The organism is Paenalcaligenes hominis (assembly GCF_011927625.1).
Classification (GTDB): Bacteria; Pseudomonadota; Gammaproteobacteria; order Burkholderiales; family Burkholderiaceae_B; genus Paenalcaligenes; species Paenalcaligenes hominis.
The window spans coordinates 346,595-368,358 of the sequence record NZ_JAATIZ010000001.1 but is presented as its reverse complement, the minus strand read 5'-3'; the positions used below and the strand labels follow the sequence as shown (position 1 = coordinate 368,358).

Here is a 21,764-nt window from a genome sequence, read left to right as displayed (position 1 = left end):
ATTAACCCAATTTTTACAGGTTATCGTAATAATCAATACCAGCTTCAATATCTTCAAAAAAATGCACGTGCCCTTTTTCAAGCACCAGCACCATATCACACATATCCCGCACTTGGCTCATACTATGCGTGACCATAATAATATTGGCTTTACCTATTTTTTCATCAAAAGCGGCGCGGGCTTTACGTTTAAAATGGGCATCCCCTACTGCCATGGCCTCGTCGACCAGATAATAATCAAAATCAAACGCCAAGCTAATACCAAATGAGACGCGACTGCGCATCCCTGAGGAATACGTACTAGAAGGCGAATCAAAATACTTGCCTATTTCAGCAAACTGCTCGACAAAATCGACTTTTTCACGTAATGCCTCGCCTGAAAACCCCTGTACCCGAGCCACAAACTGCGCATTTTGTCTGCCTGTTAATGAGCCCTGAAACCCACCTCGTAGCCCTACAGGCCAAGAAATACGTTTATCGGAAATGATTTTGCCGCTGTCTGGCGCATCTACACCCGATAAAATATTCATTAGCGTTGATTTACCGGCACCGTTTTTCCCTATGATTGCCAAGTTACGCCCAGCAGGAATGGTAAAAGACAAGTTTTTAAATACAAATGACCGGCCTGTCTTGTGGTGCAGGTAAGATTTGGTTAGGTTTTGAATTTCAATCATCGTTTGATTCCATTTTAAGAATCGCTACCGAATAAGTCTCTAGTATAAACTTTTTCTTTTACATCACTGAGCTCGTCGCTAAACCTATTTGCGACAATCACGTCGACCTTTTCTTTAAAAACAGATAAATCGTTAATCACTTGGGAATTAAAAAAATGGGGCTCGTTTAGTGTAGGCTCATACACTAAAACCTCTATGCCTTTGGCTTTAATGCGTTTCATAATCCCTTGGATACTAGACGACCTAAAGTTATCCGAGCCAGCCTTCATCACTAAACGGTAAAAACCCACTACCTTTGGTGCCTTATTTAAAATATCGTCAGCAACGAAGTCTTTACGGGTACGGTTTGAGTTCACAATGGCCGACATTAAATCTTGAGGGGTATGCGAATAATTGGCCAATAATTGCTTTGTGTCCTTTGGCAAACAGTAGCCACCGTAACCAAACGAGGGGTTATTATAATGAGAACCAATACGTGTATCCAAACATACACCCTGAATAATTTCACGCGTGTTTAGCTGGTGCGCTAACGCATAACTATCGAGCTCATTAAAAAAAGCGACCCGCATAGCTAAATACGTATTAGCAAATAGCTTGATGGCCTCTGCCTCGGTATTATTAGTTAGTAATACATCGGTAGAGTCATTTAAAGCCGCATGGGTAAACAAGGTAGCTATTTGTTCAGCTCTGGCGGATTTTTCTCCGACAATAACACGTGAAGGGTATAAACAATCATGCAGCGCATGTCCCTCTCGTAAAAACTCGGGTGAAAAAATAATATTTTCTGTTGAGTAAGTTTTTTTTAGTTTTTCGGTAAAACCAACTGGCACAGTGGATTTAATTACTATAAGTGCCTGCTTATTCACACCTAATACATTCTGCACTACTTTTTCTACAGATGAGGTATCAAAAAAATTGTCTTTGGGATCGTAATTTGTTGGTGTGGCAATAATCACCAAATCTGCATCTACATAAGCCTGAGCAAAATCTGTGGTGGCATGTAGATCTAATTCCTTGTTTTGCAAATAGTCTTCGATTTCCTTATCTGCTAAAGGGGAAAGTCTTTTATTTAGCAAACCCACTTTCGCCGTATCAATATCTACCGCAACAACGCGATGATATTGCGCTAACAATACAGCATTAGCTAACCCTACATACCCAATTCCTACTACTGCAATTTTCATTTTATTCACACTATAATTTCTCTAGGGTGAGCTAATAAATAACTCTACACACTTTCCCTTTTAATTTAACCTCATACGGCACAGTTAAAAGTGGAATGTCTTGCTGCACTTTTTGATAGGCCAGCCGCCAGTAACGGCCTAGCTCTAACTCAAAGCTATCTGAAAAATAATACATACGTTGAAACCACGGGCCGCCTGGTGTATGCGTTAGCTCGCCTAAAATGGCCCCATCCGGAGTGGCGTAACAATCCACGGAAATGAATGTCGCTTTTAATTTTTTTGTTAGGTCAGAGGCTAAACGTAGCATTTGATCCGCACACTCAGGCACACGGGGTATCGCTGCAGGCTGTTGCGCATGGCTAGACGCCTGAACACGATCATCCTTAATCACGTTGAACTGCCCATCGAAAAAGCAAAACCGGGCCGGCGTATAGTTTCGATCCACTTGTAAAATAAACTCGACCCGATCATAAAAAGTAAATAGCTTATAGTCCAACGGAATGATGTTTTTAGCTTCTTCGTCAATCACCCGTTGCTCAATAAAAAAAGTTATCTTTTTATTACGTTTAGCTTCTAGCTCTAAGGCTGCTTGAATAATCTGCTCTTCAGATACTACACGCTGGCTTTTTACGTCATAAAACAAATGAAGCCCCATAATTTTATGAAGCACATATACGCCTTCGCTAGACCACAACCCCTCTGCCTTCAGCACAAAAGCGTCTGCATTGACGCTATCTAACTTGATCTTGCTTGCCGAATCAAAACGCCCAAGTACTTTTGGGCAGGCAAAACCATGTTTTTCCGCGTACTGCTGTAGTTTCAGCTTTCCTATCCTAGAGGCGGGCTTTTCAATGCCGCTCCATCGCAATGCGCTAAAATCCGACCAAGTAAGGGGCACACGTTGCGTCATTTTCATACTGAGTTAGGCCTGTTTTCGAGTAGTTGCCACGACTCTGATTTATTCCATAAAGGATAAGCATCTAGAGGATAGTGAACTAATGAGTTATTGGTTAAGTAGTAATCTACTGCCTCGATGGGCTGACCGCTGACTATAGGCTCAACGTTAGGCCTGCCTACCAACTCAAAATACAACGCACACAGTTTACGCTCGGCATGACCGAACGCGGGCCAGTGAAATAAAGCGACTTTTTTATGTGGATGCGTTTGAATGAGTTTGGCCGCTGCTAACACGTCTGCTAAATTGGAATAATCACCTGCAACGCATAGATCGTAATGTTCTGGACCTGTCTGTTTACGCCACATAGGTATGGGAGCATTAAACGCGCGTTGTGCGTCGGCTGCTGGCAAAGACAACACAGCAGACTGACTATGCCACCACTCGGCAATCTGTCTATAAATATGCCGCAAGCCAAAGTAGACCGTACGCACATGCGTTGCTTTGGTGCGTGTCAATGAAGACGCCTCATCCAGGGCAAAAGCGAGTGGTAGTTCGGGATGAATTTTAGCAAAAGAGTCTTTGCCGTAGTGTGCCTGCATTCGCCAGATATACTCTGTATCGCCCCCAACACGCACTTGATCCCATTCACCTAGCGTCTCTTTCACCTCTTTTCTAAACATAAATGAAGAGTGACTCCAATGCGTTATGCGGTTTTCGGGACGCCAGTTTTGAGTAAAACAGAGATCAGCAGTAACTCGAGCCCAGTGAGTGACACACCCCATTACCCTTGGGTGTTGCGTTAAATACATCACCTGAAGAGCAATTTTTTGTGGGTGCGACCAATCATCACTATCGTGAGTGGTAATAAAATCGCCGGTAGCCCTGTGTAAACCATAATTACGAGCTGCATAGGCCCCCCCATTAACTGAAACTTGCAATGCTTTGACCCTGTGATCTTTTTGTTCTAGTTTTTTTAAAACAGCATAGGTCTCATCCGTAGAGCAATCATCAACCGCAATAATTTCCAAATTCACATAGCTCTGCGCAAGCAATGACTCGATAGCCGTTTCGATCTGGTGCTGTGCATTGTATATGGGCAGTATGATCGATACTTTTTGATCGCCATTTACAGCCGGTGTTGGCTGCCCTTGAATCGTAGCTAAGCCCAACGACTTCTCTGCTGTTTTCAACTGCAGCCCAGTCAAACCGTGTAAGGTAAAAGCTTGATTAATGAGCTGTAAGCGAGCGGCATCGTCAGATGCTGAGTTAGCTAAGGCCAACATAGCATCGGCATCTTGGGGAAAAAGGTCTAGGTAGCGCCTAAGCAATTTATACGCTGCTGCTTTTTGCTGAGTTAACACCAAACAAAAATACTGCAAGTACCATCTTTCTTTACGAAGGCTATTCACAGCCCCGAGCTGCTCCATAGCATTGCCTAATGCCAATGCCTTTTGGTAGTCACCCGTAAAATAATACCAGCGGGCTACATGCCACATAGCCCACCAGCGTGTATGGGCATCAAGCTCGGTATTCGTTGCTATAGAATGCAATTCTATTAGGGCGGTAGCTGAGTGCCCGCCCCAGAGCTGTGCACTTAAATCTATGTCTTTTCTATTAGACTCTTCTTTTTCTTTATGATGTTTTGGTAATAGGTAATCAATGAGCGGGCTGCGTGGTCTAAGTGCTTTTCTATGGGTTTGGTTGGTAGCCTGCTTAGATGCAAATTGGGCACTGGGCTCGTAGCCTAACGCCCAACCCAAAGCTAGATAATGCAATGCAGCAGGCACATCTGCGGGCAGCCCCAGATCGACCTGACTTTTATAAAACGGCTCGTCAAATAAAGCGGTAAACTGCATTAACTCCATGGCGGCATTTAAAGAAATAGCATGCTGGCGACTAAATAACTCTTTTAGCACGGCTTGCCTTTTCTCCGCAGCCACACGTCGCAAGGCTAAATCCAAATTAAACGCATACGATTTAAACTCTGGGTTTGCCAAAAAAAGCCGTTGATAAAGCTCGATGGCCTTGTCGTGGTTCTTGTTAATCAAATGCTGATTAGCTTGAAGTAATAAGTTTCCCATTAAACCAAGACCTTAACGGCTTAATAAATAATCTTTACGTACCCTATAAAGACCTAAGGCCAAAAATAACATAATTATTGTTACAGAAATGGGATAGCTATAACTAATGCCGGGTGTTTCTGGATGCATTAAAAATACACTGGTACGGATGTTATCAATAATGTGTAGAAAGGGATTCCACAACAGCCATGGTAAAAACTGCTGCGGCAAACTCCAAATAGGAAAGATCACACCCGATATAAAATACAACGGCATAAAGAGTAATCGAATAAAAGTAGCCGAATTTGGCATGACCTGCACAATCACACAAAAAAACATGCCTAATGAAAATGCAAACAAAATGCCTATCGCTAAACTAGCAATCCACCGCAAAGGGTACGCCACACTTACGTCATAGCCAAACCAAAAGCCCAATATAAAAACTAAAATGGCATATACCGCCGAGTAAATCATGAGCTCGACCAAAAGCCGCGCTACAAAGGTATCAAAGATTTTTATATTAGGATATGCGAAAAGCGCTCGGTTAGCTGAAACCGTATCCATAAAGCGCAAAGCAATATTGCGCATTAAAAAAAACGGCACAATCCCTGTTAATAACCACACAGGAAAATCCATACCCGGAACTGTTCGTAGCCGAATTACCGTGAACATAAACATCATAAAAGCGATGTGTATCATCGGCTCGAACAAAACCCAAAACGCGCCCATACGTCGGCTACCAAAGCGCGTCTGGAACTCTCTTAGCATTAGTGCAAAGATAACGGCTTTAGTAATTTGCCATGAGCTGCGTTTAGTACGGCTTACAGCATTCATTACAGATTCCCAACCGTTCTACCTAAGACCAACACCTGAATAATGGGCGAGATCAGTTTTTGGAACTCATACGCATGGGCATTGGTGACGTACACGGCGTCTTCGGGGTGAACGAGGAACTGGCGCGCTAGGAACATAGCGGTGGGGTCGCGCATGTCGAGATGAAACACCAATGGTTTTACCTCGGACACGACGCGATTGCTTTCGCTGTCGTAGGCAATACTTTCTGGTAGGCGGAAGATAAACACACCACGTGCGTCAGCCTTGGCCTCGTTCAAGCCCCCTACACTGCCCAATACCTCGAGCAAGCTGGGGCTTTGGGATGGGAAATCGTGCAAACCCGGGGTGTTGACGGCGCCCATGGCCACAAAGCGTTTACGTGCGCGTTCGACCACAATTTCCGCATTGGGTGGCACAGGTTGGTTAAGACCATTGAGTAATTCTTGGTAGCTAAAGCGTTGCGCTGTTTTACCGGTGCGCACCACCACATCCACTAAATACGGCTCGAGTTTGGGACCGCCGGCTTCATTGATGGCGTCTAGCAGGGTTAATGGCCCCTGCAAGGTGGAAAATCGGCCTGGTTTGTTCACGTCGCCAGCCACCAAGACTGAGCCCGCTAAATCACCCACTAAGCTTACATGGACCTGAGGAGAGGTGGTATAGCGCGCGATTTTTTTCAGGATGAGGTCTTCGGTTTGCGTTAGGCTTAGACCGCTGACCTTGATACGCCCGGCATAAGGCAATGAAATCATGCCTTTTGCATTGACACGTACTGCGTCAAATACCGTCCCACCTACTGCCAATGGCGCAAACAAGGCCCCTTCTTCCGCACTGTCGGCCATCATGACTTTCAGTACATCGCCGGTCACTAAAGTGAGCTCGGGCAAGGCGGTTGCAGAGACCTCGGGACGTGGTGTGGGCAACGCTGGGCGCATGTACGGCGCAATGGTTTGCGCTGACAGGCTGACTAAGCGGTAATTGGCGTCTTCTGCGGCGGCATCGCTTGTTATTGTACTTTTGGTTGGGCCAGCCCCTGAAAAAATACTGCTGGCACATCCGCTTAACGCCGTTGCCAAGGCTATCGATCCAATCAACTTAATGGTTAGGGATTTCATGTTTTACTCTCGGTGATCTTCGATAGAGGCCAAAACAAATCGTGTAATGCCATACAGCAAACACAAGGCAATAAAGATAGTAATTAGGTTATAAATGCGGCGTGGGTAGACGGGGTCTTCCGGCATATTGGGCTGCACCACGCTAACTAAGCTGCGTATTTTTTTACTGGCCTCGAGTTTGGCATTTTCTACTACGGCTATGCTGGTTTTATAAAATTCCTCGGCAATAGCCACATCAATTTCATGGCGACGGTATTCGGCTGCCACCACGTTTAATTTATCGCCCGCCCCGGCTGAAATTAAGCGCTGGTTTTCTGCCTGCAACTGCTGCTCTAGGGCGCGGATACGACTGCGTTGCGCACGCACCTGTGGCGAGCTGCCGTCTAGAGTGGCTGTTAGCGTTTTTAGGCGGGCATTTTCTTTCACAATCTCGGACTCGAGATTGGCAATGATGGTAGCGCGCGAGATGGCCGTGGCCTCTGCATTCAGTAGATTGCTGCGGCGTTGAAATGATAACATGGCTACTTTACTTTCTTCGTACCGATTCGTAGCATCGACTAATTCATTTTCCGCAAAGTTTAATTGATCTTTTGCAATTTTTTGTGATATTTCATTTACAAAACGTTCACTTTTTTCCAAAATCAGTTTCAATGTACTTTCCGCAAATTCGGGCGTTAAGGCTTGAACATCCACTAAAAGCAAACCGGTGGTTTCATCGTAGGTGGCTTTGACTAAACGCTGGTAGAATTTCACCCTGTCCTCGAGTGGGGCGTCTGCACTCAGCCAGTAAATGGGGTCGTTTAAGCGCCCAGAAAAGTGTTCAGACCATTGGTTTTCTTGCTCTAGGTACTGCAGCATGTCGGGCGAGGTAATGTATTCACGTAGGTACAAGGTTTCCTCGCGGGATACAGGATCTATACTGCTCATTAACAGTGCTAGCCCGGGAATACTGGCTTGGGAGCTACTTTCAGCTTGGCGTACTACCACTTGAGCCGAACTCACATATCGATTTGATGCAAAAAAAGCATAATAAAGAATTGCGATGATCATTGGCACGATTATTATAAAAAGTGACAATGATTTGGTTTTGATTTTCATTTTAAAATTTCTTTATTTACGTAATGACTAAACACTTAGAGCTGCAAAGAAGCCAACATTCTATTCTAACCGAAGCCAAAGCTCCACAGCTAAGTACATGTTGTGTTATTTGTATCAAATCCCCTCTATCCTTTTCTTAATTGCAGTGCCTATCTATGTCTTCTAAGCCCTTTTCGTTGTTTTGGGCCATCCTCGCCCTCGCCCTTGGTGGTTTTGGTATTGGTACGGGCGAGTTTGTGATTATGGGTCTGTTGCCGGATGCGGCCTCAGATTTAGCTATCAGTATTCCCCAAGCCGGTCATTTAATCAGTGCCTACGCATTGGGTGTAGTGATTGGCGCGCCGCTATTAGCTGTGCTGGGTGCACGTATTCCGCAGCGTCGTTTTTTAGTCTGGCTCATGGTGTTTTTTGCTGTGGCTAATTTTGTGAGTGCGATGGCGCCGACTTACCACAGTATGTTGGTGGCGCGTTTTGTGACGGGTTTTCCACATGGGACGTATTTTGGGGTGGCAGCCTTGGTAGCGGCTAATTTAGTGGGCCAAGGCAAACGCACTCAGGCCATTGGACTAGTGATGCTGGGTTTGACGGTAGCCACCTTAATCGGGGTGCCGTTAGCAGCGGCGTTAGGCCAGTGGCTAAGCTGGCGTGCTGCTTTTGTTTTTGTAGGCGTGGTTGGTGTGCTGAGCTTTTTAATGGTGGCGCGCTGCGTACCCTATATTCCGGCTAATGACCACGCCAGTCCTTTGCTAGAGCTAACTGCATTAAAAAATAAGCAGGTCTGGATCACTTTAGGTATTGGGGCGATTGGTTTTGGGGGGCTGTTTGCGGTGTTTAGCTATGTAAAACCCACTATGATGCAACTAGCTGGCCTAGGCGAGCAAACCATTCCTTGGGTGTTGGCCTTATTCGGCGTGGGCATGATTGCTGGTAACTTGGTCGGTGCAAGATTAGCCGACTGGCATTTAAGCAAAACCATCCGCGGTATTTTATGGTGGGGGGTGTTGGTACTCAGCGCCTTTTACTGGACCTCGCACCATCCCATTTTAGGCCCTATCAATATTTTACTGATTGGTACGCTGGTGGCGCTAGGCCCAGCCCTGCAAGCGCGTTTGATGGATGTAGCCGGTGAGGCGCAGACCTTGGCCGCTGCGTTAAACCATTCGGCGTTTAATGCGGCCAATGCCTTAGGGGCCTGGCTGGGTGGTGTGGCCATTAGTGCAGGGCTAGGTTGGGACTCAACGGCCTACGTGGGCGCACTGTTTGCCCTGGGTGGCATCGCCATGCACAGTTGGGCGCGGCGCATAGCGCGTTCGGCCTAATGCACACGTTGGGTGGCAATCAAAGTGCGCGAACCTGCACCTATTGAGTGTTCGGCCTAATGCACACGCTGTGGTCGCACAGGTTCATCGGGTGGTAGAGATCGCTGGGCACAGCTACCTTTTCGTAGCTGTTGCAGGTATGCTTTGTGGATCATTCACTCTTTGGTTTGTGTTATGGCCTCTTCAACCTCTTCTTTGTCTGTACGCTTGCGTCAACTGGTTTGCTTAATTTATTTTGTAGGTGGCTGGGTAGGCTTGTATTATTTACTGCCTCAATTGGGCTTGTTTACCACCAGTTGGTTAGCGTTGACGTTGTTTGGTTTGTTAGTTTTTCAAAACCTAGTCGCCATTGGCGGGTCGGTGATGTTCTGGAAAAACGACCCCAAAGGGGCTGAATGGCTTTATTGGCTATCGTGGACCAGTGTCCCTGTGTTTAGCTCTGCCTTAATTTCCTACCACAGTATTATTGGTCTAGGTATTGTGCCGTTGATTCGCCTAGAGCCAGATAACTACGGGGCAGACATTCTTTTTCGTTGGGGGTACGCAGGGGTATTTAAATGGTTTCCCACGTTGGATCTATACCAACTGGGCTTTAACCTAATCCCCCTGATTTTTATTGCTATTTTGCGACAATATCTGCCCCGCGCTGCCGACTAGCTGCCTGCATCGGAAAACGCGGAACGACCTATTGTTTAGGCCAGGAATATCACAAGCTGCGTACTGCAGAGATATTCGCGGTTTTAAACCATTCCTCGACCTGTACGGTTTGTGTGGCATTGCGCGAGTGCACAATCAGCGACCAACGCCCTTGGCGCTTGGCCTCTTTCACGCCTTGGATCACCATAAGGTGGTCAGGGCGCAAGGTTAAAAAGCCACCTAGCAATAAACCGCCACTGGTAAACACAAATAAGAAAGGGATCACACTAACAACGGGCGATGACACAATCATCGGGATGCCAGACCAGTACAACCCTGCCCACAGCCCCAACCCCACTAGGAAACCAAGGATCCCAAATAACGTATGGGCTCGAATCGCGGTCTGAAAAATGCCCTTGGACTCGGGTTCGATCTTTCGGCTGTAACGCCGGTCATGAGGGGCCACGACCGTGATCTGGTTTGGATCATAGCCCGTCTGCTCCAACGCGGTTTTACATTGCTCTAACTCCGATTGGGTGTCAAAGACGGCCAGAAATTTAGTATTAGACTGCTCACCAGATATAGGATTTGTGCTCATGTATGCTCTCCTAATGTGTGCTGCGAATAACGAAGTCCATCTCAATCCACTATACGCTTTGATAAAAACCTATCCGCTTAAAATGCAAGCAAGGGTTACGAAGTACGTCTTGCAAGGCGGCGTCTAAGCACTTGAATGCGCGTTTTATTTTTAAATCGCTGGCTTGACTTGTTACATTTAGATGGAATCTGACCTTTAAAAAGCGTCAAGTTACATTGCTTTTCAGCGCTAGCCCTTGGAAAATGAAGTGGTTACAAACCCATAAGGACATGCTATGAAACGCAAATTAACTTTTTTAACCGCAGCATTTGCTACCGCCGGGCTTGCCGCTTGCAGCGCTCCCTCTACGACTGTAATGACTGACTCAGGAAAAAAAGTCACGCTAAGTCCTGCCGAGACTATTCAAGCGTATCACTGGGATTTAGTAAATGTGGTGGAGCCAGATGGCGCCAGTAAAAATGTAGGCAAGACCCTTGACCACCCATTGACGCTGACTTTCTTAGATGATGTGGTGGCGTTACAAAACCTATGTAATAACCTAAACGCGTCGTACAACCTACAGGAAAACAGCATTGCCTTTTCACAGGTGGTAGGCACTATGAAAATGTGTAATGACCCCGAGTTAATGCAATACGAGCAAGAGGTCGCTCGCCTATTACCTACTGCTAGCACCTGGTCTTTAGCCACGACCGACCAAACAGCCCAAGACGCCCCCGCCCCTGTGCTTAGCCTACACTTTGACAACGGGCAAATTTGGAGTTTTGCTGGGAAACAAACCAACGAAGCTAAATACGGTGGCCAAGCAGAAATGGTTTTCCTCGAGGTTTCGCCCACCCCCGAGATGTGCCCCCAAAGCGGCAATATGTGTTTAAAAGTACGCCCAGTACATTATGACCAAAACGGCGTCGCTACGGGTACTGGCGATTGGATCTTATTCCAACCTAATGCGATCGAGGGTTACGAACATGTTAATGGCGTAGGGACTATTGTTCGCACTAAACGCTATGCCATCCCGAACGCGCCGGCTGGCAGCGCAACGGATGCGTATGTGTTAGATATGGTGGTGCAGTCCAACACCGGTCTGTAACGCGTTTTCATTTAGCTACGAAGCAACTGCCATAGTGCAGTTGCTTTGCGTTTTTTATTATTAAACCACCCCGGCGCTGCAGCGCTATTTTTTTGTTGATCCGCCTGCTGACTTAGCCAAGCCAACACCGACTCGGGTGCTGCAAAGCCGCTTGTGCCAATTTTACATGGCATGCTGTAACGGGGATACTGAAAAATGGTGGTGTACACCAGCTGAGCTAGGCTTAGCTTACGCTGCCGATGCGGCAAGGCGTAATGGTCGTATGTCAGCCCCCATCCCGCATAAAAGGGCCCGCCATAGCAATGCACGACTTTACCGTGTAACAACGCCTCGAAGCCCGTTAACGACGTCATCGTGTGGACTTCGTCGGCCAACCGCAAACACTCCACAATATTGGCATTAACCACCACGTGATCCACCTGGTGCGCGAGCACTTCGGGCGGCACATGCCCTTTGCGATTGCCCACTACGACATCAGGGTGAGGTTTATAAATGATGTAGGCATCAGGACACTGCTGGCGCACTGCCGTAATAAGCTGGGCGTTGGTTTGGATCACTGGCGAGCCATATTGCACCGAGGCATCGTCCTCGACCTGCCCCGGGATCAACACAATACGTTTGGACTGATTAGTGACTTGGATGCTTTGCCCACCTAAGTTGTATTTACTAAGGCCTTTTTGGGTAAAGGCGGTGATGTAATCCAAGGCGTGTTGCTCTTGGGCTGCTGTCCATTGTCCCTGCAATAGCATCTGCTCTAGATCACTTTGGGAATGGGGATCGTAGTACATGCCGGAACGATCCACCACCAACGACAAAGGTCGGAATAAATCGGACCCTAAGCCCACCGAGCGTACAAATCCGTCCTCCATCCGCCAATGTGGGAGGTTTTTTTGCTGTGCCAACTGCTGCGCCTGCATGAGGTCGCGACTGCCCCATGTCACTAGCTTGGCATCAGCGGCCAATGTCATACGATTCAATTTAGCCAATGACGGCACAAACACGAGCCGATTGGTGTGCGCACGCAAAAAAGGCCTAACCGTGGCCTGCTTCCAAAAACTCATGCCGATGCAATATAGCGTTCCGCTCAGCTGTTGCGCCGCATCTCTATTGCGCACTAGCCATGGCATCACGTCCATAATGGTGCCAGCACAACCTAAATCAGGATGCAGGTAGCGCACGTACTGCAAATACGCCGCCGCAAAGAGCTGCCATACCGCTTTAGGCGTAGGGCGACGCGCTTGCAGCAGCTGGTGATCGGGGTGTCGGTCGCGCGTGACGCCCCACCCCGCATACCACGGCAGCCCAAAGCACTGCACGGGCTTGTCCAGCATTAAGGCCTCAAAGCCCATTTGAGAGGTGTACACATACACGTGATCCACTTGGGACAACAACGGCAACGGGGCGCAGTCTTTAGCCCAAATTAAAACGCGTGGGTGCGCTAATAATGGGTGATCTGTTAAGTAGCCCTGCTTTTTACCCGTCAGCACATCGGGGTGCGTTTTTACTATGATTTGCGCGGTGGGATGGTCATGGAGCGCGGCGTCTAGCATGGCGACGACCCCGTCTTCACCGCCCCCGTTCACCACCGACATATCACCCCGTGTTTGATCTACCACGAGCACGCGGTGGGTGAAGTCAGCCGGCAAGGCAGGTAACGCCATGGCTGGCGCATGGTTGTATTTAGAAAGCTGGTGCTGCACCAAATACGCTTGTGCCGTTTGAGCCTGGCGTTTTAGCTCGTGATCCTCCGCCCGCGTTTGCGCAATGAGCTGTTCTAATTTTGATGGGTGACGCGCATCGTAATAAATACCTATCTCATCCACCACCATGGACAAGGGCGCCGCCCCGTTCACGCCTAAGTCTACCGAACGCAAAAAGCCGTCTTCTAGCGCAACATACGGTAAGCCATGTTTGCGCGCATACGCTCGCGCTTTGACCGTCGTGGGGCGCTGTCCCCAGCCTAGTACGATGGTAGGGCCTAGGTGGTCTAGGTCGGCTAAAAATTCGGTTAGGAAGGGCAGCTTACGTAGGGCTTTGGAGGAGTAGATGTACTTCACGCGTGGGGGCTCGTTGTTACTGTTTTGCTATTAATCGTTTACAGTCCTGTCTTGCTCTGTGCTTTCATTGGACAGTTTTACTTTCAGCAGATGGCTATTCTGTTTTGCTCTGTGCTTTCATGATCATCGATTCGCTTGGCAGTGCTCGCTCGCTGCGCTCGCTCCGCGCTGAATCGCTCATCGTTGTTCATGACGCACAGGCTAAGAATATAGCACTTTACCATCGGTGTTACGCTCTGATTCAAGTTAGTCCCTCTTCAGCCCACCTCAGAATAACGCTCGAACGGTTCAGCGCGGAGCGAACGTAGTGAGCGAGCACTGCCTAGTGAGAGTGTTATCTGAGACGGGCAGCGGGAGGAGTAAGGCACACAGCACAAGACACTAGTCGCATCTACCCAATGGCTGCCTGATCGTTGCGAGCTAGCAATGCGTCAGGCTGAGGATGGCTGGGGACTTGCTGTTGATCGTTTACAAGTCTGGTTTGCTTTGTGCTTTCATGATCATCGATTCGCTTGGCAGTGCTCGCTCGCTGCGCTCGCTCCGCGCTGAATCGCTCATCGGTGTTCATGACGCACAGGCTAAGGATGAAGGCTTTGCCATCGGTGTTACGCTCTGATTCAAGTTGTTCCCCCTTCAGTCCGTCTCAGAATACCACTCGAACGGTTCAGCGCGGAGCGAACGTAGTGAGCGAGCACTGCCTAGTGAGAGTGTTATCTGAGACGGACAGCATGAGGAATACTACCTGCCAAAGAAAGACAAATGTGAAAGCGCTATCTGAGGTGGGCAGCGTGAGGGCTAAGGCACACAGCACAAGACTCCAGCCTCAAGCCAGCGCTCAACAAAGCATCACAAATAACTACGCCACACACGCGGCAGAATACCGCCGTGCTTCCAGTACTCGACATCCTCTACGGTATCTAAACGCGCCACGAGTGGCACAGAAAGTACCGAGCCGTCCAACCGATGCACGCGTAGCTCCACTTCGGAATGCACGCCTAAATCATTCTCCAGTCCGATCACATCAAAGACTTCCGAACCATCTAGGCCTAAGTCATCAATCTCTGTGCCGGCTTTAAACTGCAGCGGCAAAACGCCCATGCCGACTAGGTTGGTACGGTGGATGCGTTCAAAACTTTCAGCGACGACGGCTTTCACCCCCAACAAGGCAACGCCTTTGGCAGCGGAATCGCGCGAGGAGCCACAGCCGTAGTTTTTGCCGGCGAGAATAATAAGGTCTTGTTGGCGTTCTAGGTAGATTTCAGCGGCATCAAACACGCGCATTTGTTTGCCTTCGGGCATTAAGCGCGTGATGCCTCCTTCGATGCCGGGCGTCATTTTGTTGCGCAGGCGAATGTTAGCAAAGGTGGCGCGCATCACTATCTCGTGGTTGGCGCGGCGCGTGGTGTAGTTGTTGAAGTCTTTTTGTGCTACGCCGTGTGCGAGTAGGTAATCGGCGGCGGGTGTACCTAGGCTAATGGCTCCGGACGGCGAGATGTGATCGGTGGTGATGGAGTCACCTAGGATGACCAATGGGCGCAGATGGGTAAGGTCTTGGGTAGGTAGCGGTTCGCGGCTAAGCCCATCAAAGTAAGGGGGCTTTTTAATGTAATTGCTATCAGGGTTCCAAGTAAAGGTGGCCCCCGGCGCCGAGGCCAAGGCATCCCATTGCGGCCCACCATCGTATAGCTCGCTATAGCGATGAATAAATAGCTCTCTGTCGTAAGCCGTACCAACCAAGGCGGCAATCTCGGCGGCGCTAGGCCAAATATCACGTAAGTACACTGGGTTACCGTGCTCGTCTTTACCCAAGGCGTCACGTACCACATCAATATTCATGGAGCCGGCAATCGCGTAAACCACCACTAACGCGGGGGAAGCCAAGTAATTGGCCCGCACGCTGGGATGAATGCGCCCATCAAAGTTACGGTTACCAGACAGCACGGCGGTGGTGACTACGTCGTGCTCGGCAATGGTTTTAGCAATGGCGGGCGGTAACGGCCCCGACCCCCCGTTACAGGTGGTGCAGCCAAAACCGGCTATGTTAAAGCCCAGCTGATCTAGGGCGTCTTGGAGGCCGGCTTTTTGCAAAATGTCTGCTGTGACTTGGCTGCCTGGCACTAGCGAGGTCTTGACCCACGGCTTGCTAAATAGCCCTTTTTCTATGGCCTTTTTTGCTACCAGACCTGCGGCCATCATGTTGGTGGGGTTGGCTGTGTTCGTACACGACGTAATAGCGGCAATCACCACATCGCCATCGCGTAGATCAAACTCCTCGCCCTGAACGGGATAAATTTGTTCTAAATCGACGGGACGGCCGGCGATACGTTGGTGGTGATGCTCGAACTCCATGACCGCGTGATCTAAGTCAAAGCGGTCCTCGGGATTGCTAGGGCCAGACAGGCTAGGAGCAATGGTGTCCAGATCGATGCTGAGCGTGCTGTCAAACACCGGATCGGGCGTATTGGCATCGCGCCAAAGGTGTTGGGCTTTGTTGTACTGCTCGACCAAGGCAATTTGCTCGGCGCTGTGGCCGGTGGTGTGCATGTAATCTAACGTGTGCTGATCCGTAGGGAAAAAGACCACGGTAGCGCCGTATTCGGGTGCCATGTTGGCAATCATGCCGCGATCGCCAATGGACAACTGATCTAAGCCCTCGCCGTAAAACTCGATGAATTTTCCGACTACCCCCAGTTCACGCAGTTTTTCTGTAATAGCTAATACCAAGTCGGTGGGCAAGACGCCATCGCGTAACTTGCCTTTGAGCTGAATGCCCACGACTTCGGGTAATGGCATGCTGACCGGCAAGCCCACCATCACGGCTTCGGCCTCGATGCCCCCTACCCCCCACCCTAAAATCCCAATGCCATTTACCATGGGCGTATGGCTGTCAGTGCCTACGCAGCTATCGGGGTACAGCCACGGTGTGTCGGCGTTTTTATCATCGTGCCATACCACCTGCCCTAAATGCTCGAGGTGCAACTGATGCATAATGCCTTTACCAGGCGGGATCACACTGACCCCTTCAAAGTTCGCCCCACACCAACGTAAAAACTCAAACCGCTCGCCATTACGCTCGAACTCGCGTCGCAAATTTATTTCTGCCGCTAAGGGGTTGGCCCAACTGTCGACTTGTAAGGAATGATCAATGACCACATCCGTCGCTACGGTAGGACGTACCCGAGACGCATCGCCCCCAGCCTCGTATACGGCTTCGCGCATAGCCACCATATCCAACAGCATCACTAAACCTAAAATGTCATGACCAAATACACGTGCCGGATAAAAGCTAATGCCTGCATCCACCTGCCGCTGCCTAATCGCGTCGAATTCGGCCTGAGCGGTATCACCAGTACGTAATCCATGCCGCACCACGCTTTCTAATAAAATGCGTAAGGAAAAGGGCAAGGTGTGAAGCTGTTCAATGGAATGAATGGGGGCGTAGGAGTACGCTTTACCGTTAATGTGCAACTGAGGATACGTTGACTGTGGCTGCATGGAGTACGCTCTCTAAAGAATGGAAGGTGACCGTTGGAAGTAATTCACTGTGTTTTACCTTCTGACTTGAATACAATTCATATAATTAAGACACTTTACCAAAGGAGAGACCCATGTCCCAAATTTCTATTGATGCCGTGTTCATGCGGGGGGGTACAAGCAAAGCGTTAATGATTCAACCCAAAAGCTTGCCTAGCCAGCGCGAGGACTGGGACCCGCTCTTTTGTGCGGCCATGGGCACACCTGACCCGTATGGGCGGCAATTAAATGGTATGGGCGGTGGTGTATCGTCACTATCTAAAATATGCATTGTGGGGCCGTCCTCGCACCCTGATGCCGATGTGGACTACACCTTTGGTCAGGTCGCTATTAAAGAGCGCAAGGTCAGCTACCAAGGCAACTGCGGCAACATGAGTTCCGCTGTGGGTCCTTTTGCGGTGGATCAAGGGCTGGTCGCGGCCCATGGCGACACCACCACCGTGCGTATTTACAATACCAACACGAAAAAAATCATTCACAGCACCTTTGCTACCCCCAATGGGCAAACACAATACGCCGGGGAACTCAGTATTCCTGGGGTGGGCGGTACGGGTTCACCCATAAAACTCGAGTTCATTGAACCAGGCGGCGCCACTACGGGTCAGCTGCTGCCTACAGGTCAAGTTAAAAACACCCTGTCTATTCCCGAGCTAGGCGACCTCGAAGTCTCGATGGTGGATGCTGCTAATGCCGCTGTGTTTGTGCGTGCAGCCGATATTGGTTTGACGGGACTTGAGCTACCTGACGAGCTAGAGCGCCGTCCCGAGATGTTAGCTAAGCTCGAGCTAATCCGCACTCATGCGTCAGTCGCCATGGGGATCACGCCCGATCTTGAAACAGCCAAAACGGTTACGCTTGTTCCTTTTGTGGCCTTTGTGAGTGCAGCACAAGACAACCCGACCTTATCTGGCGAGGTCGTGCGCACTAGCGACATGGATATCGTCGCGCGGGTTATTTCCAGTGGCCAACCTCACCGCGCCCTGCCCCTGACTGTGTCCCTGTGTACTGCCGTGGCGGCACGGATTACAGGCACAGTAGTGGCCGATCTGTTATCACCCGAGGTTCGCACTGATGCGGCCTTACGTTTGGGCATGCCCTCTGGTGTGCTCACTGTCGATGCCTCTGTCCATCAAAACCAAGGACACTGGCACGCTCACTCTGGCGCCTTTTATCGCACCGCCAATCGTCTATTCGAAGGACGCGTTTGGATTAACCAGGACGATATCAAACCATGTTTGCCTCTATAAAAAAATTACAATCTTTTGATCACGTTGCTGATGCAGTCAGTTATTTAAACCAGTTAAAAAGCGCTGAAGCGCTAAAACTGGCGGCACAGTTGGATGCAGAAACTCTGATTAACTTGCTGGAAAGCCCCGAGCTAAAACATAGTCATGAGATCACCTTACTGTTGATCAGCAGTGGCCGCGCCGATGTGCTTGACTGCCTTGCCGAAGACCGCATGGCGGATCTAATGACCGGGTTTAATCCCCATGTGCAGCAACAAGGTTTAGCTTTACTCAGCCCATCTAGCAAAGCCTCGATTTTGCGGTTGATGAGCTACCCCCAAGGCACGGCGGGCAGCATTATGACCACCGAATTCATTCAAGCCCCTATGACGTGGACGGTAGCTCAAACGTTGCAACATATTCGTGAAGTGGAAAGCACACGGGAAACGGTCTATGCCATTTATGTGGTGGATATCTATAACCGCTTGCAGTTTGTGTTGCCGCTACGTCAATTGGTCATTGCCGATGCCGAGCAGCCCCTGACCGAATTGTGGACAGGGCAGACGCCGGTAATGGTCGACCCGTATACCGATCGCGAAGAGGTCGCGCGCCTAATTCGTCTGTATAACTTTTTAGCTTTACCCGTGGTGGATGATGACGAGCATGTGGTGGGCATCGTGACCGTGGATGATGTGATTGACGCCCTCATGGACGAGGCGGCCGAAGACTTAGGTCGCTTTGGTGGGGGTGAGCATATTGGTAAGCCCTATCTGGATGTGGGCTTTGGTACCATGGTGCGCAAACGCGGAGGCTGGCTCGCTATTTTATTTTTAGGGGAAATGCTAACGGCTAGCGCCATGCAATTTTATGAAATGGAATTGGAAAAAGCCGTGGTCTTAGCCATGTTTATTCCACTTATTATGAGCTCGGGCGGTAACTCAGGGTCGCAAGCTACATCGCTTTTAATTCGTGGCTTAGCCTTGGGCGAAGTGAAATTAAAAGATTGGTGGCGCGTCATTTTACGTGAATTCCCCACCGGCTTTGTGCTGGGTGCAGGACTAGGTGCTATTGGTTTTTTGCGTATTGTTGCCTGGCAATATCTGGGCATTTATGACTATGGCGAACACTATGCCTTGCTCGGCTTTACGATTTGGGCCTCGCTGATTGGTATTGTGTGTTTTGGTTCTAGTCTGGGCTCGATGCTGCCCTTTCTGTTGCAACGCTTTAACTTTGACCCGGCCAGCGCCTCGGCTCCGTTGGTAGCAACGCTGGTTGACGTACTGGGGCTGGTCATTTATTTCTCGGTGGCTGCGCTGATTTTAACGGGCACGATTCTTTAATATTTCCCCGTCCTAAACGACGGGGATTTACACGCTATTTTGGTAAACGGTTATGAATCTACGCCAGCTGACCCCCTCTATGCCTTTGTTGGTGGCCTTCGAGGCCGCCGCAAAGCATGAAAGTTATACCTTGGCGGCCCAAGAGCTTTTTCTAACGCAAAGCGCCATCAGCAAACAAATCCAACAGTTGGAACGCCACCTAGGGGTCAAGCTGTTCCAACGCGTTGGGCGCCATGTGGAACTGACCACGGCAGGACGCAAGTATTATGGGGAAATAAAAGACGCCCTCGACCGTATCCGTCGCGCCAGCCTGCAGGCCATGACCTCGGACACGCGTGATCACACCTTGCATCTCGCCACCCTGCCTACCTTCGGTTCTAAATGGCTACTGCCTAGCTTGCATGATTTTTATGCGCACAATGCCCACATCACCCTACATATTCACTCCCGCATCGGGCCCGTGGATTTTAGTGATCAAGAAATTGACGCTGCCATTACGGTGGGCTCGGGCAACTGGCCGAGTTTGATTGCTCACCCCATTCAAAACGAGCAGTTAATTGCTATTGTAAGCCCCGAAAAGGCGGAATCCCACGCGCTAACTAAAGAATGGGTCGCCCAACAAAGTCTATTGACCGTCGCCAGCAACCCTGATGCGTGGCACGACTGGTTTTTGTATAACGAGCTTGACCCCCATACCATGCACCCAGGGCCTAGCTTTGAGCTGACCTCGCACCTCACACAGGCCGTGCATGCCGGCTTGGGCGTTGGCTTGGTGCCGCATATTTTGGTGAAAGATGAAATTGCTCGGGGCGAGCTAGTGGCTATAGGTACACCGCGCCAAAGTTTGCGCAGCTACTATTTGGTGTACCCACCCCAACACGCCACCCTGCCTGCGTTGGTGGCGTTTAAGGAGTGGGTGTTGAGTTTAAAAAGCCCAGATTAGACCGAACACCTAAGCCGTCACGTGAACCTGTGTGCCCACTGCGCCCGAGTGCGCTAGCGGCTGAGGCCCGGTTTTGGGTGTCACAGCGGCGGCATCTAGCAAGCTCATGATGGTTTGCTCTTGGTTAGCTAATACCTTTTTTAAGAGCAAGTTATCTTTTTCTTGGGCTAAGGCGTGGCCCTGAAGGGCAATGGATGCACTGACAACGGATTCAACTGAACCAGACATGAAATGGCTCCTTTGTGATTTATAGATAAAGCAACGGCTTACCTTACATCGTAACACGGTGCCTGGGGGTTGTAGCTGGACTAATTATCTAAAACTGATGCATGTACTACTACTGTACTGCTGGTGATAACAAATTTCGGTACAGCCCTCCGTCTAGTAATGAAGAAAATCTGATCCAGACGAGTTCAATCGGAAGTGCTACACTGTACTATACACGTAACACATAGAGGTGATGCCATGAGTGATGCTACTTTTACTTTCCGTGTTGATAAAGGCTTGAAGGCTGAGTTTGCTAATGCCGCCAAAGCCCATGATCGTACCGGAGCTCAGCTTCTTCGCGACTTCATGCGCAGTTATGTAGCCCAGCAGGAGGAAACGCAGCAGTATGATGCTTGGCTAGCGAAAAAGGTCGAGCAATCCCGAGCCTCTGCCGAGGCTGGCAACCTGATTCCCGCTTCTGATGTCGAGGCTCGCTTTGCCGCCCGCCGCGCAGCGACCCGCGCCCGCATGGCTGCCTCTGAATGATAGAGCTGCTATGGACGCCTGAAGCTGTCAGAGATCGTGAAAGTATTTACGACTACATCGAAGAAGACAACCCGCTTGCTGCCCTAGCTCTTGATGAGCTGATAGCACAGAAGACAGCTGTTCTCCAAGACTTCCCGAGAATGGGACGGCCTGGGAGAATCGTGGGCACCTTTGAGCTGGTCGTTCATAACAGTTATATGGTTGTGTATGACATTGTGGAAAGGCAGGTGCGAATATTGAATGTCGTGCATACGACGCGGCAGTGGCCGCTGCTACACAATAAGTAATCTGTCGAGCCCTTCGGAAAGCAAAGACACGCAGTCTCAATCGCAAAGTCGACGATTACCTTTTGGTGGTGTTTTATGTTTTTTTTAGCCTTACTACGCGTCGATTAAGATCTACCTGCCCT

20 protein-coding genes are annotated in these 21,764 nt (G+C 49.4%); 8 read left to right on the top strand and 12 right to left on the bottom strand.

The features are described 5' to 3' along the window. Positions 1 to 13: 13 nt before the first annotated feature. From GGR41_RS01740 to GGR41_RS01710, 7 genes are read right to left on the bottom strand one after another with little or no spacing between them, the layout of a single operon-like run. Positions 14 to 673, bottom strand: coding sequence for an ABC transporter ATP-binding protein (locus GGR41_RS01740; RefSeq protein ID WP_077733440.1), 660 nt, complete (start codon positions 671 to 673; stop codon positions 14 to 16). A gap of 14 nt (positions 674 to 687) precedes the next feature. Then, positions 688 to 1,857 carry a nucleotide sugar dehydrogenase gene (locus tag GGR41_RS01735; protein ID WP_167660762.1) on the bottom strand — a complete coding sequence of 390 codons (1,170 nt, stop codon included), beginning with the start codon at positions 1,855 to 1,857 and terminating at the stop codon, positions 688 to 690. A gap of 31 nt (positions 1,858 to 1,888) precedes the next feature. Then, complete coding sequence (locus tag GGR41_RS01730; protein ID WP_167660364.1) at positions 1,889 to 2,773, bottom strand: ATP-grasp fold amidoligase family protein; 885 nt, start codon at positions 2,771 to 2,773, stop codon at positions 1,889 to 1,891. Beyond that, the gene (locus GGR41_RS01725; RefSeq protein WP_167660363.1) at positions 2,770 to 4,836 is read right to left on the bottom strand and encodes a glycosyltransferase family 2 protein; all 2,067 of its coding nucleotides are present in this window, start codon (positions 4,834 to 4,836) and stop codon (positions 2,770 to 2,772) included. The genes GGR41_RS01730 and GGR41_RS01725 overlap by 4 nt, the downstream gene beginning before the upstream one ends. Positions 4,837 to 4,848: 12 nt before the next feature. After that, positions 4,849 to 5,649 (bottom strand): ABC transporter permease, encoded by an 801-nt coding sequence (locus GGR41_RS01720; RefSeq protein ID WP_167660362.1) that lies wholly within the window; start codon positions 5,647 to 5,649, stop codon positions 4,849 to 4,851. Continuing rightward, entirely contained in the window at positions 5,649 to 6,764 is a 1,116-nt protein-coding gene (locus tag GGR41_RS01715; RefSeq protein ID WP_167660361.1) for a polysaccharide biosynthesis/export family protein, read from the bottom strand. The genes GGR41_RS01720 and GGR41_RS01715 overlap by 1 nt, the downstream gene beginning before the upstream one ends. Positions 6,765 to 6,767: 3 nt before the next feature. Then, positions 6,768 to 7,766 (bottom strand): KpsE/RkpR family capsule polysaccharide export protein, encoded by a 999-nt coding sequence (locus tag GGR41_RS01710; protein WP_338112370.1) that lies wholly within the window; start codon positions 7,764 to 7,766, stop codon positions 6,768 to 6,770. A gap of 251 nt (positions 7,767 to 8,017) precedes the next feature. On the opposite strand from GGR41_RS01710, the gene GGR41_RS01705 reads away from it, so the two are divergent. Both GGR41_RS01705 and GGR41_RS01700 read left to right on the top strand, forming a co-directional pair. Further along, complete coding sequence (locus GGR41_RS01705; protein WP_167660359.1) at positions 8,018 to 9,181, top strand: MFS transporter; 1,164 nt, start codon at positions 8,018 to 8,020, stop codon at positions 9,179 to 9,181. A 174-nt stretch (positions 9,182 to 9,355) separates the two neighbouring features. Next, positions 9,356 to 9,838, top strand: a complete 483-nt coding sequence (locus tag GGR41_RS01700; protein ID WP_167660358.1) for a hypothetical protein — start codon at positions 9,356 to 9,358, stop codon at positions 9,836 to 9,838. Positions 9,839 to 9,887: 49 nt separating this feature from the next. Here GGR41_RS01700 and GGR41_RS01695 read toward each other — a convergent pair whose 3' ends face one another. Then, positions 9,888 to 10,415, bottom strand: coding sequence for a hypothetical protein (locus GGR41_RS01695; protein WP_167660357.1), 528 nt, complete (start codon positions 10,413 to 10,415; stop codon positions 9,888 to 9,890). A 274-nt stretch (positions 10,416 to 10,689) separates the two neighbouring features. On the opposite strand from GGR41_RS01695, the gene GGR41_RS01690 reads away from it, so the two are divergent. After that, positions 10,690 to 11,502: an META domain-containing protein gene (locus GGR41_RS01690; RefSeq protein ID WP_167660356.1), complete on the top strand. Its 813-nt coding sequence runs from the start codon at positions 10,690 to 10,692 to the stop codon at positions 11,500 to 11,502. A gap of 11 nt (positions 11,503 to 11,513) precedes the next feature. Here the strand turns inward: GGR41_RS01690 and GGR41_RS01685 are convergent, their stop codons facing one another. The 3 genes from GGR41_RS01685 to acnA form a co-directional block, all read right to left on the bottom strand. Further along, complete coding sequence (locus GGR41_RS01685) at positions 11,514 to 13,559, bottom strand: capsular polysaccharide biosynthesis protein (protein ID WP_188372595.1); 2,046 nt, start codon at positions 13,557 to 13,559, stop codon at positions 11,514 to 11,516. 391 nt (positions 13,560 to 13,950) lie between these two features. Next, positions 13,951 to 14,127 (bottom strand): hypothetical protein, encoded by a 177-nt coding sequence (locus tag GGR41_RS01680; protein ID WP_167660355.1) that lies wholly within the window; start codon positions 14,125 to 14,127, stop codon positions 13,951 to 13,953. Positions 14,128 to 14,405: 278 nt separating this feature from the next. Beyond that, positions 14,406 to 17,054 carry an aconitate hydratase AcnA gene (gene acnA, locus GGR41_RS01675; protein ID WP_167660354.1) on the bottom strand — a complete coding sequence of 883 codons (2,649 nt, stop codon included), beginning with the start codon at positions 17,052 to 17,054 and terminating at the stop codon, positions 14,406 to 14,408. Positions 17,055 to 17,167: 113 nt separating this feature from the next. On the opposite strand from acnA, the gene GGR41_RS01670 reads away from it, so the two are divergent. The 3 genes from GGR41_RS01670 to GGR41_RS01660 are packed head-to-tail and all read left to right on the top strand — an operon-like array spanning position 17,168 to position 20,602. Beyond that, positions 17,168 to 18,340 carry a 2-methylaconitate cis-trans isomerase PrpF family protein gene (locus GGR41_RS01670; protein ID WP_167660353.1) on the top strand — a complete coding sequence of 391 codons (1,173 nt, stop codon included), beginning with the start codon at positions 17,168 to 17,170 and terminating at the stop codon, positions 18,338 to 18,340. Then, the gene (gene mgtE, locus GGR41_RS01665; RefSeq protein ID WP_167660352.1) at positions 18,325 to 19,659 is read left to right on the top strand and encodes a magnesium transporter; all 1,335 of its coding nucleotides are present in this window, start codon (positions 18,325 to 18,327) and stop codon (positions 19,657 to 19,659) included. Before GGR41_RS01670 ends, mgtE begins: the two co-directional genes overlap by 16 nt. Positions 19,660 to 19,711: 52 nt before the next feature. After that, a complete protein-coding gene (locus GGR41_RS01660; protein ID WP_167660351.1) occupies positions 19,712 to 20,602 on the top strand; it encodes a LysR substrate-binding domain-containing protein in 891 nt (296 codons plus the stop codon). Positions 20,603 to 20,611: 9 nt separating this feature from the next. Here GGR41_RS01660 and GGR41_RS01655 read toward each other — a convergent pair whose 3' ends face one another. Then, positions 20,612 to 20,830 carry a hypothetical protein gene (locus GGR41_RS01655; protein WP_167660350.1) on the bottom strand — a complete coding sequence of 73 codons (219 nt, stop codon included), beginning with the start codon at positions 20,828 to 20,830 and terminating at the stop codon, positions 20,612 to 20,614. A 237-nt stretch (positions 20,831 to 21,067) separates the two neighbouring features. Here GGR41_RS01655 and GGR41_RS01650 point away from each other — a divergent pair, with 237 nt between their 5' ends. Continuing rightward, positions 21,068 to 21,355 (top strand): CopG family ribbon-helix-helix protein, encoded by a 288-nt coding sequence (locus GGR41_RS01650; RefSeq protein ID WP_167660349.1) that lies wholly within the window; start codon positions 21,068 to 21,070, stop codon positions 21,353 to 21,355. Then, on the top strand, positions 21,352 to 21,642 hold the full coding sequence (locus GGR41_RS01645) for a type II toxin-antitoxin system RelE/ParE family toxin (RefSeq protein ID WP_209279713.1): 291 nt from the start codon (positions 21,352 to 21,354) through the stop codon (positions 21,640 to 21,642). Before GGR41_RS01650 ends, GGR41_RS01645 begins: the two co-directional genes overlap by 4 nt. Positions 21,643 to 21,764 lie beyond the last annotated feature (122 nt).

What these genes read in the sequence shown, in the direction of transcription:
- GGR41_RS01740 (WP_077733440.1), bottom strand. Translation starts at nt 673, where the DNA reads ATGATTGAAATTCAAAACCTAACCAAATCTTACCTGCACCACAAGACA.
- GGR41_RS01735 (WP_167660762.1), bottom strand. Translation starts at nt 1,857, where the DNA reads ATGAAAATTGCAGTAGTAGGAATTGGGTATGTAGGGTTAGCTAATGCT.
- GGR41_RS01730 (WP_167660364.1), bottom strand. Translation starts at nt 2,773, where the DNA reads ATGAAAATGACGCAACGTGTGCCCCTTACTTGGTCGGATTTTAGCGCA.
- GGR41_RS01725 (WP_167660363.1), bottom strand. Translation starts at nt 4,836, where the DNA reads ATGGGAAACTTATTACTTCAAGCTAATCAGCATTTGATTAACAAGAAC.
- GGR41_RS01720 (WP_167660362.1), bottom strand. Translation starts at nt 5,649, where the DNA reads ATGAATGCTGTAAGCCGTACTAAACGCAGCTCATGGCAAATTACTAAA.
- GGR41_RS01715 (WP_167660361.1), bottom strand. Translation starts at nt 6,764, where the DNA reads ATGAAATCCCTAACCATTAAGTTGATTGGATCGATAGCCTTGGCAACG.
- GGR41_RS01705 (WP_167660359.1), top strand. Translation starts at nt 8,018, where the DNA reads ATGTCTTCTAAGCCCTTTTCGTTGTTTTGGGCCATCCTCGCCCTCGCC.
- GGR41_RS01700 (WP_167660358.1), top strand. Translation starts at nt 9,356, where the DNA reads ATGGCCTCTTCAACCTCTTCTTTGTCTGTACGCTTGCGTCAACTGGTT.
- GGR41_RS01695 (WP_167660357.1), bottom strand. Translation starts at nt 10,415, where the DNA reads ATGAGCACAAATCCTATATCTGGTGAGCAGTCTAATACTAAATTTCTG.
- GGR41_RS01690 (WP_167660356.1), top strand. Translation starts at nt 10,690, where the DNA reads ATGAAACGCAAATTAACTTTTTTAACCGCAGCATTTGCTACCGCCGGG.
- GGR41_RS01680 (WP_167660355.1), bottom strand. Translation starts at nt 14,127, where the DNA reads ATGAACACCGATGAGCGATTCAGCGCGGAGCGAGCGCAGCGAGCGAGC.
- acnA (WP_167660354.1), bottom strand. Translation starts at nt 17,054, where the DNA reads ATGCAGCCACAGTCAACGTATCCTCAGTTGCACATTAACGGTAAAGCG.
- GGR41_RS01670 (WP_167660353.1), top strand. Translation starts at nt 17,168, where the DNA reads ATGTCCCAAATTTCTATTGATGCCGTGTTCATGCGGGGGGGTACAAGC.
- mgtE (WP_167660352.1), top strand. Translation starts at nt 18,325, where the DNA reads ATGTTTGCCTCTATAAAAAAATTACAATCTTTTGATCACGTTGCTGAT.
- GGR41_RS01660 (WP_167660351.1), top strand. Translation starts at nt 19,712, where the DNA reads ATGAATCTACGCCAGCTGACCCCCTCTATGCCTTTGTTGGTGGCCTTC.
- GGR41_RS01655 (WP_167660350.1), bottom strand. Translation starts at nt 20,830, where the DNA reads ATGTCTGGTTCAGTTGAATCCGTTGTCAGTGCATCCATTGCCCTTCAG.
- GGR41_RS01650 (WP_167660349.1), top strand. Translation starts at nt 21,068, where the DNA reads ATGAGTGATGCTACTTTTACTTTCCGTGTTGATAAAGGCTTGAAGGCT.
- GGR41_RS01645 (WP_209279713.1), top strand. Translation starts at nt 21,352, where the DNA reads ATGATAGAGCTGCTATGGACGCCTGAAGCTGTCAGAGATCGTGAAAGT.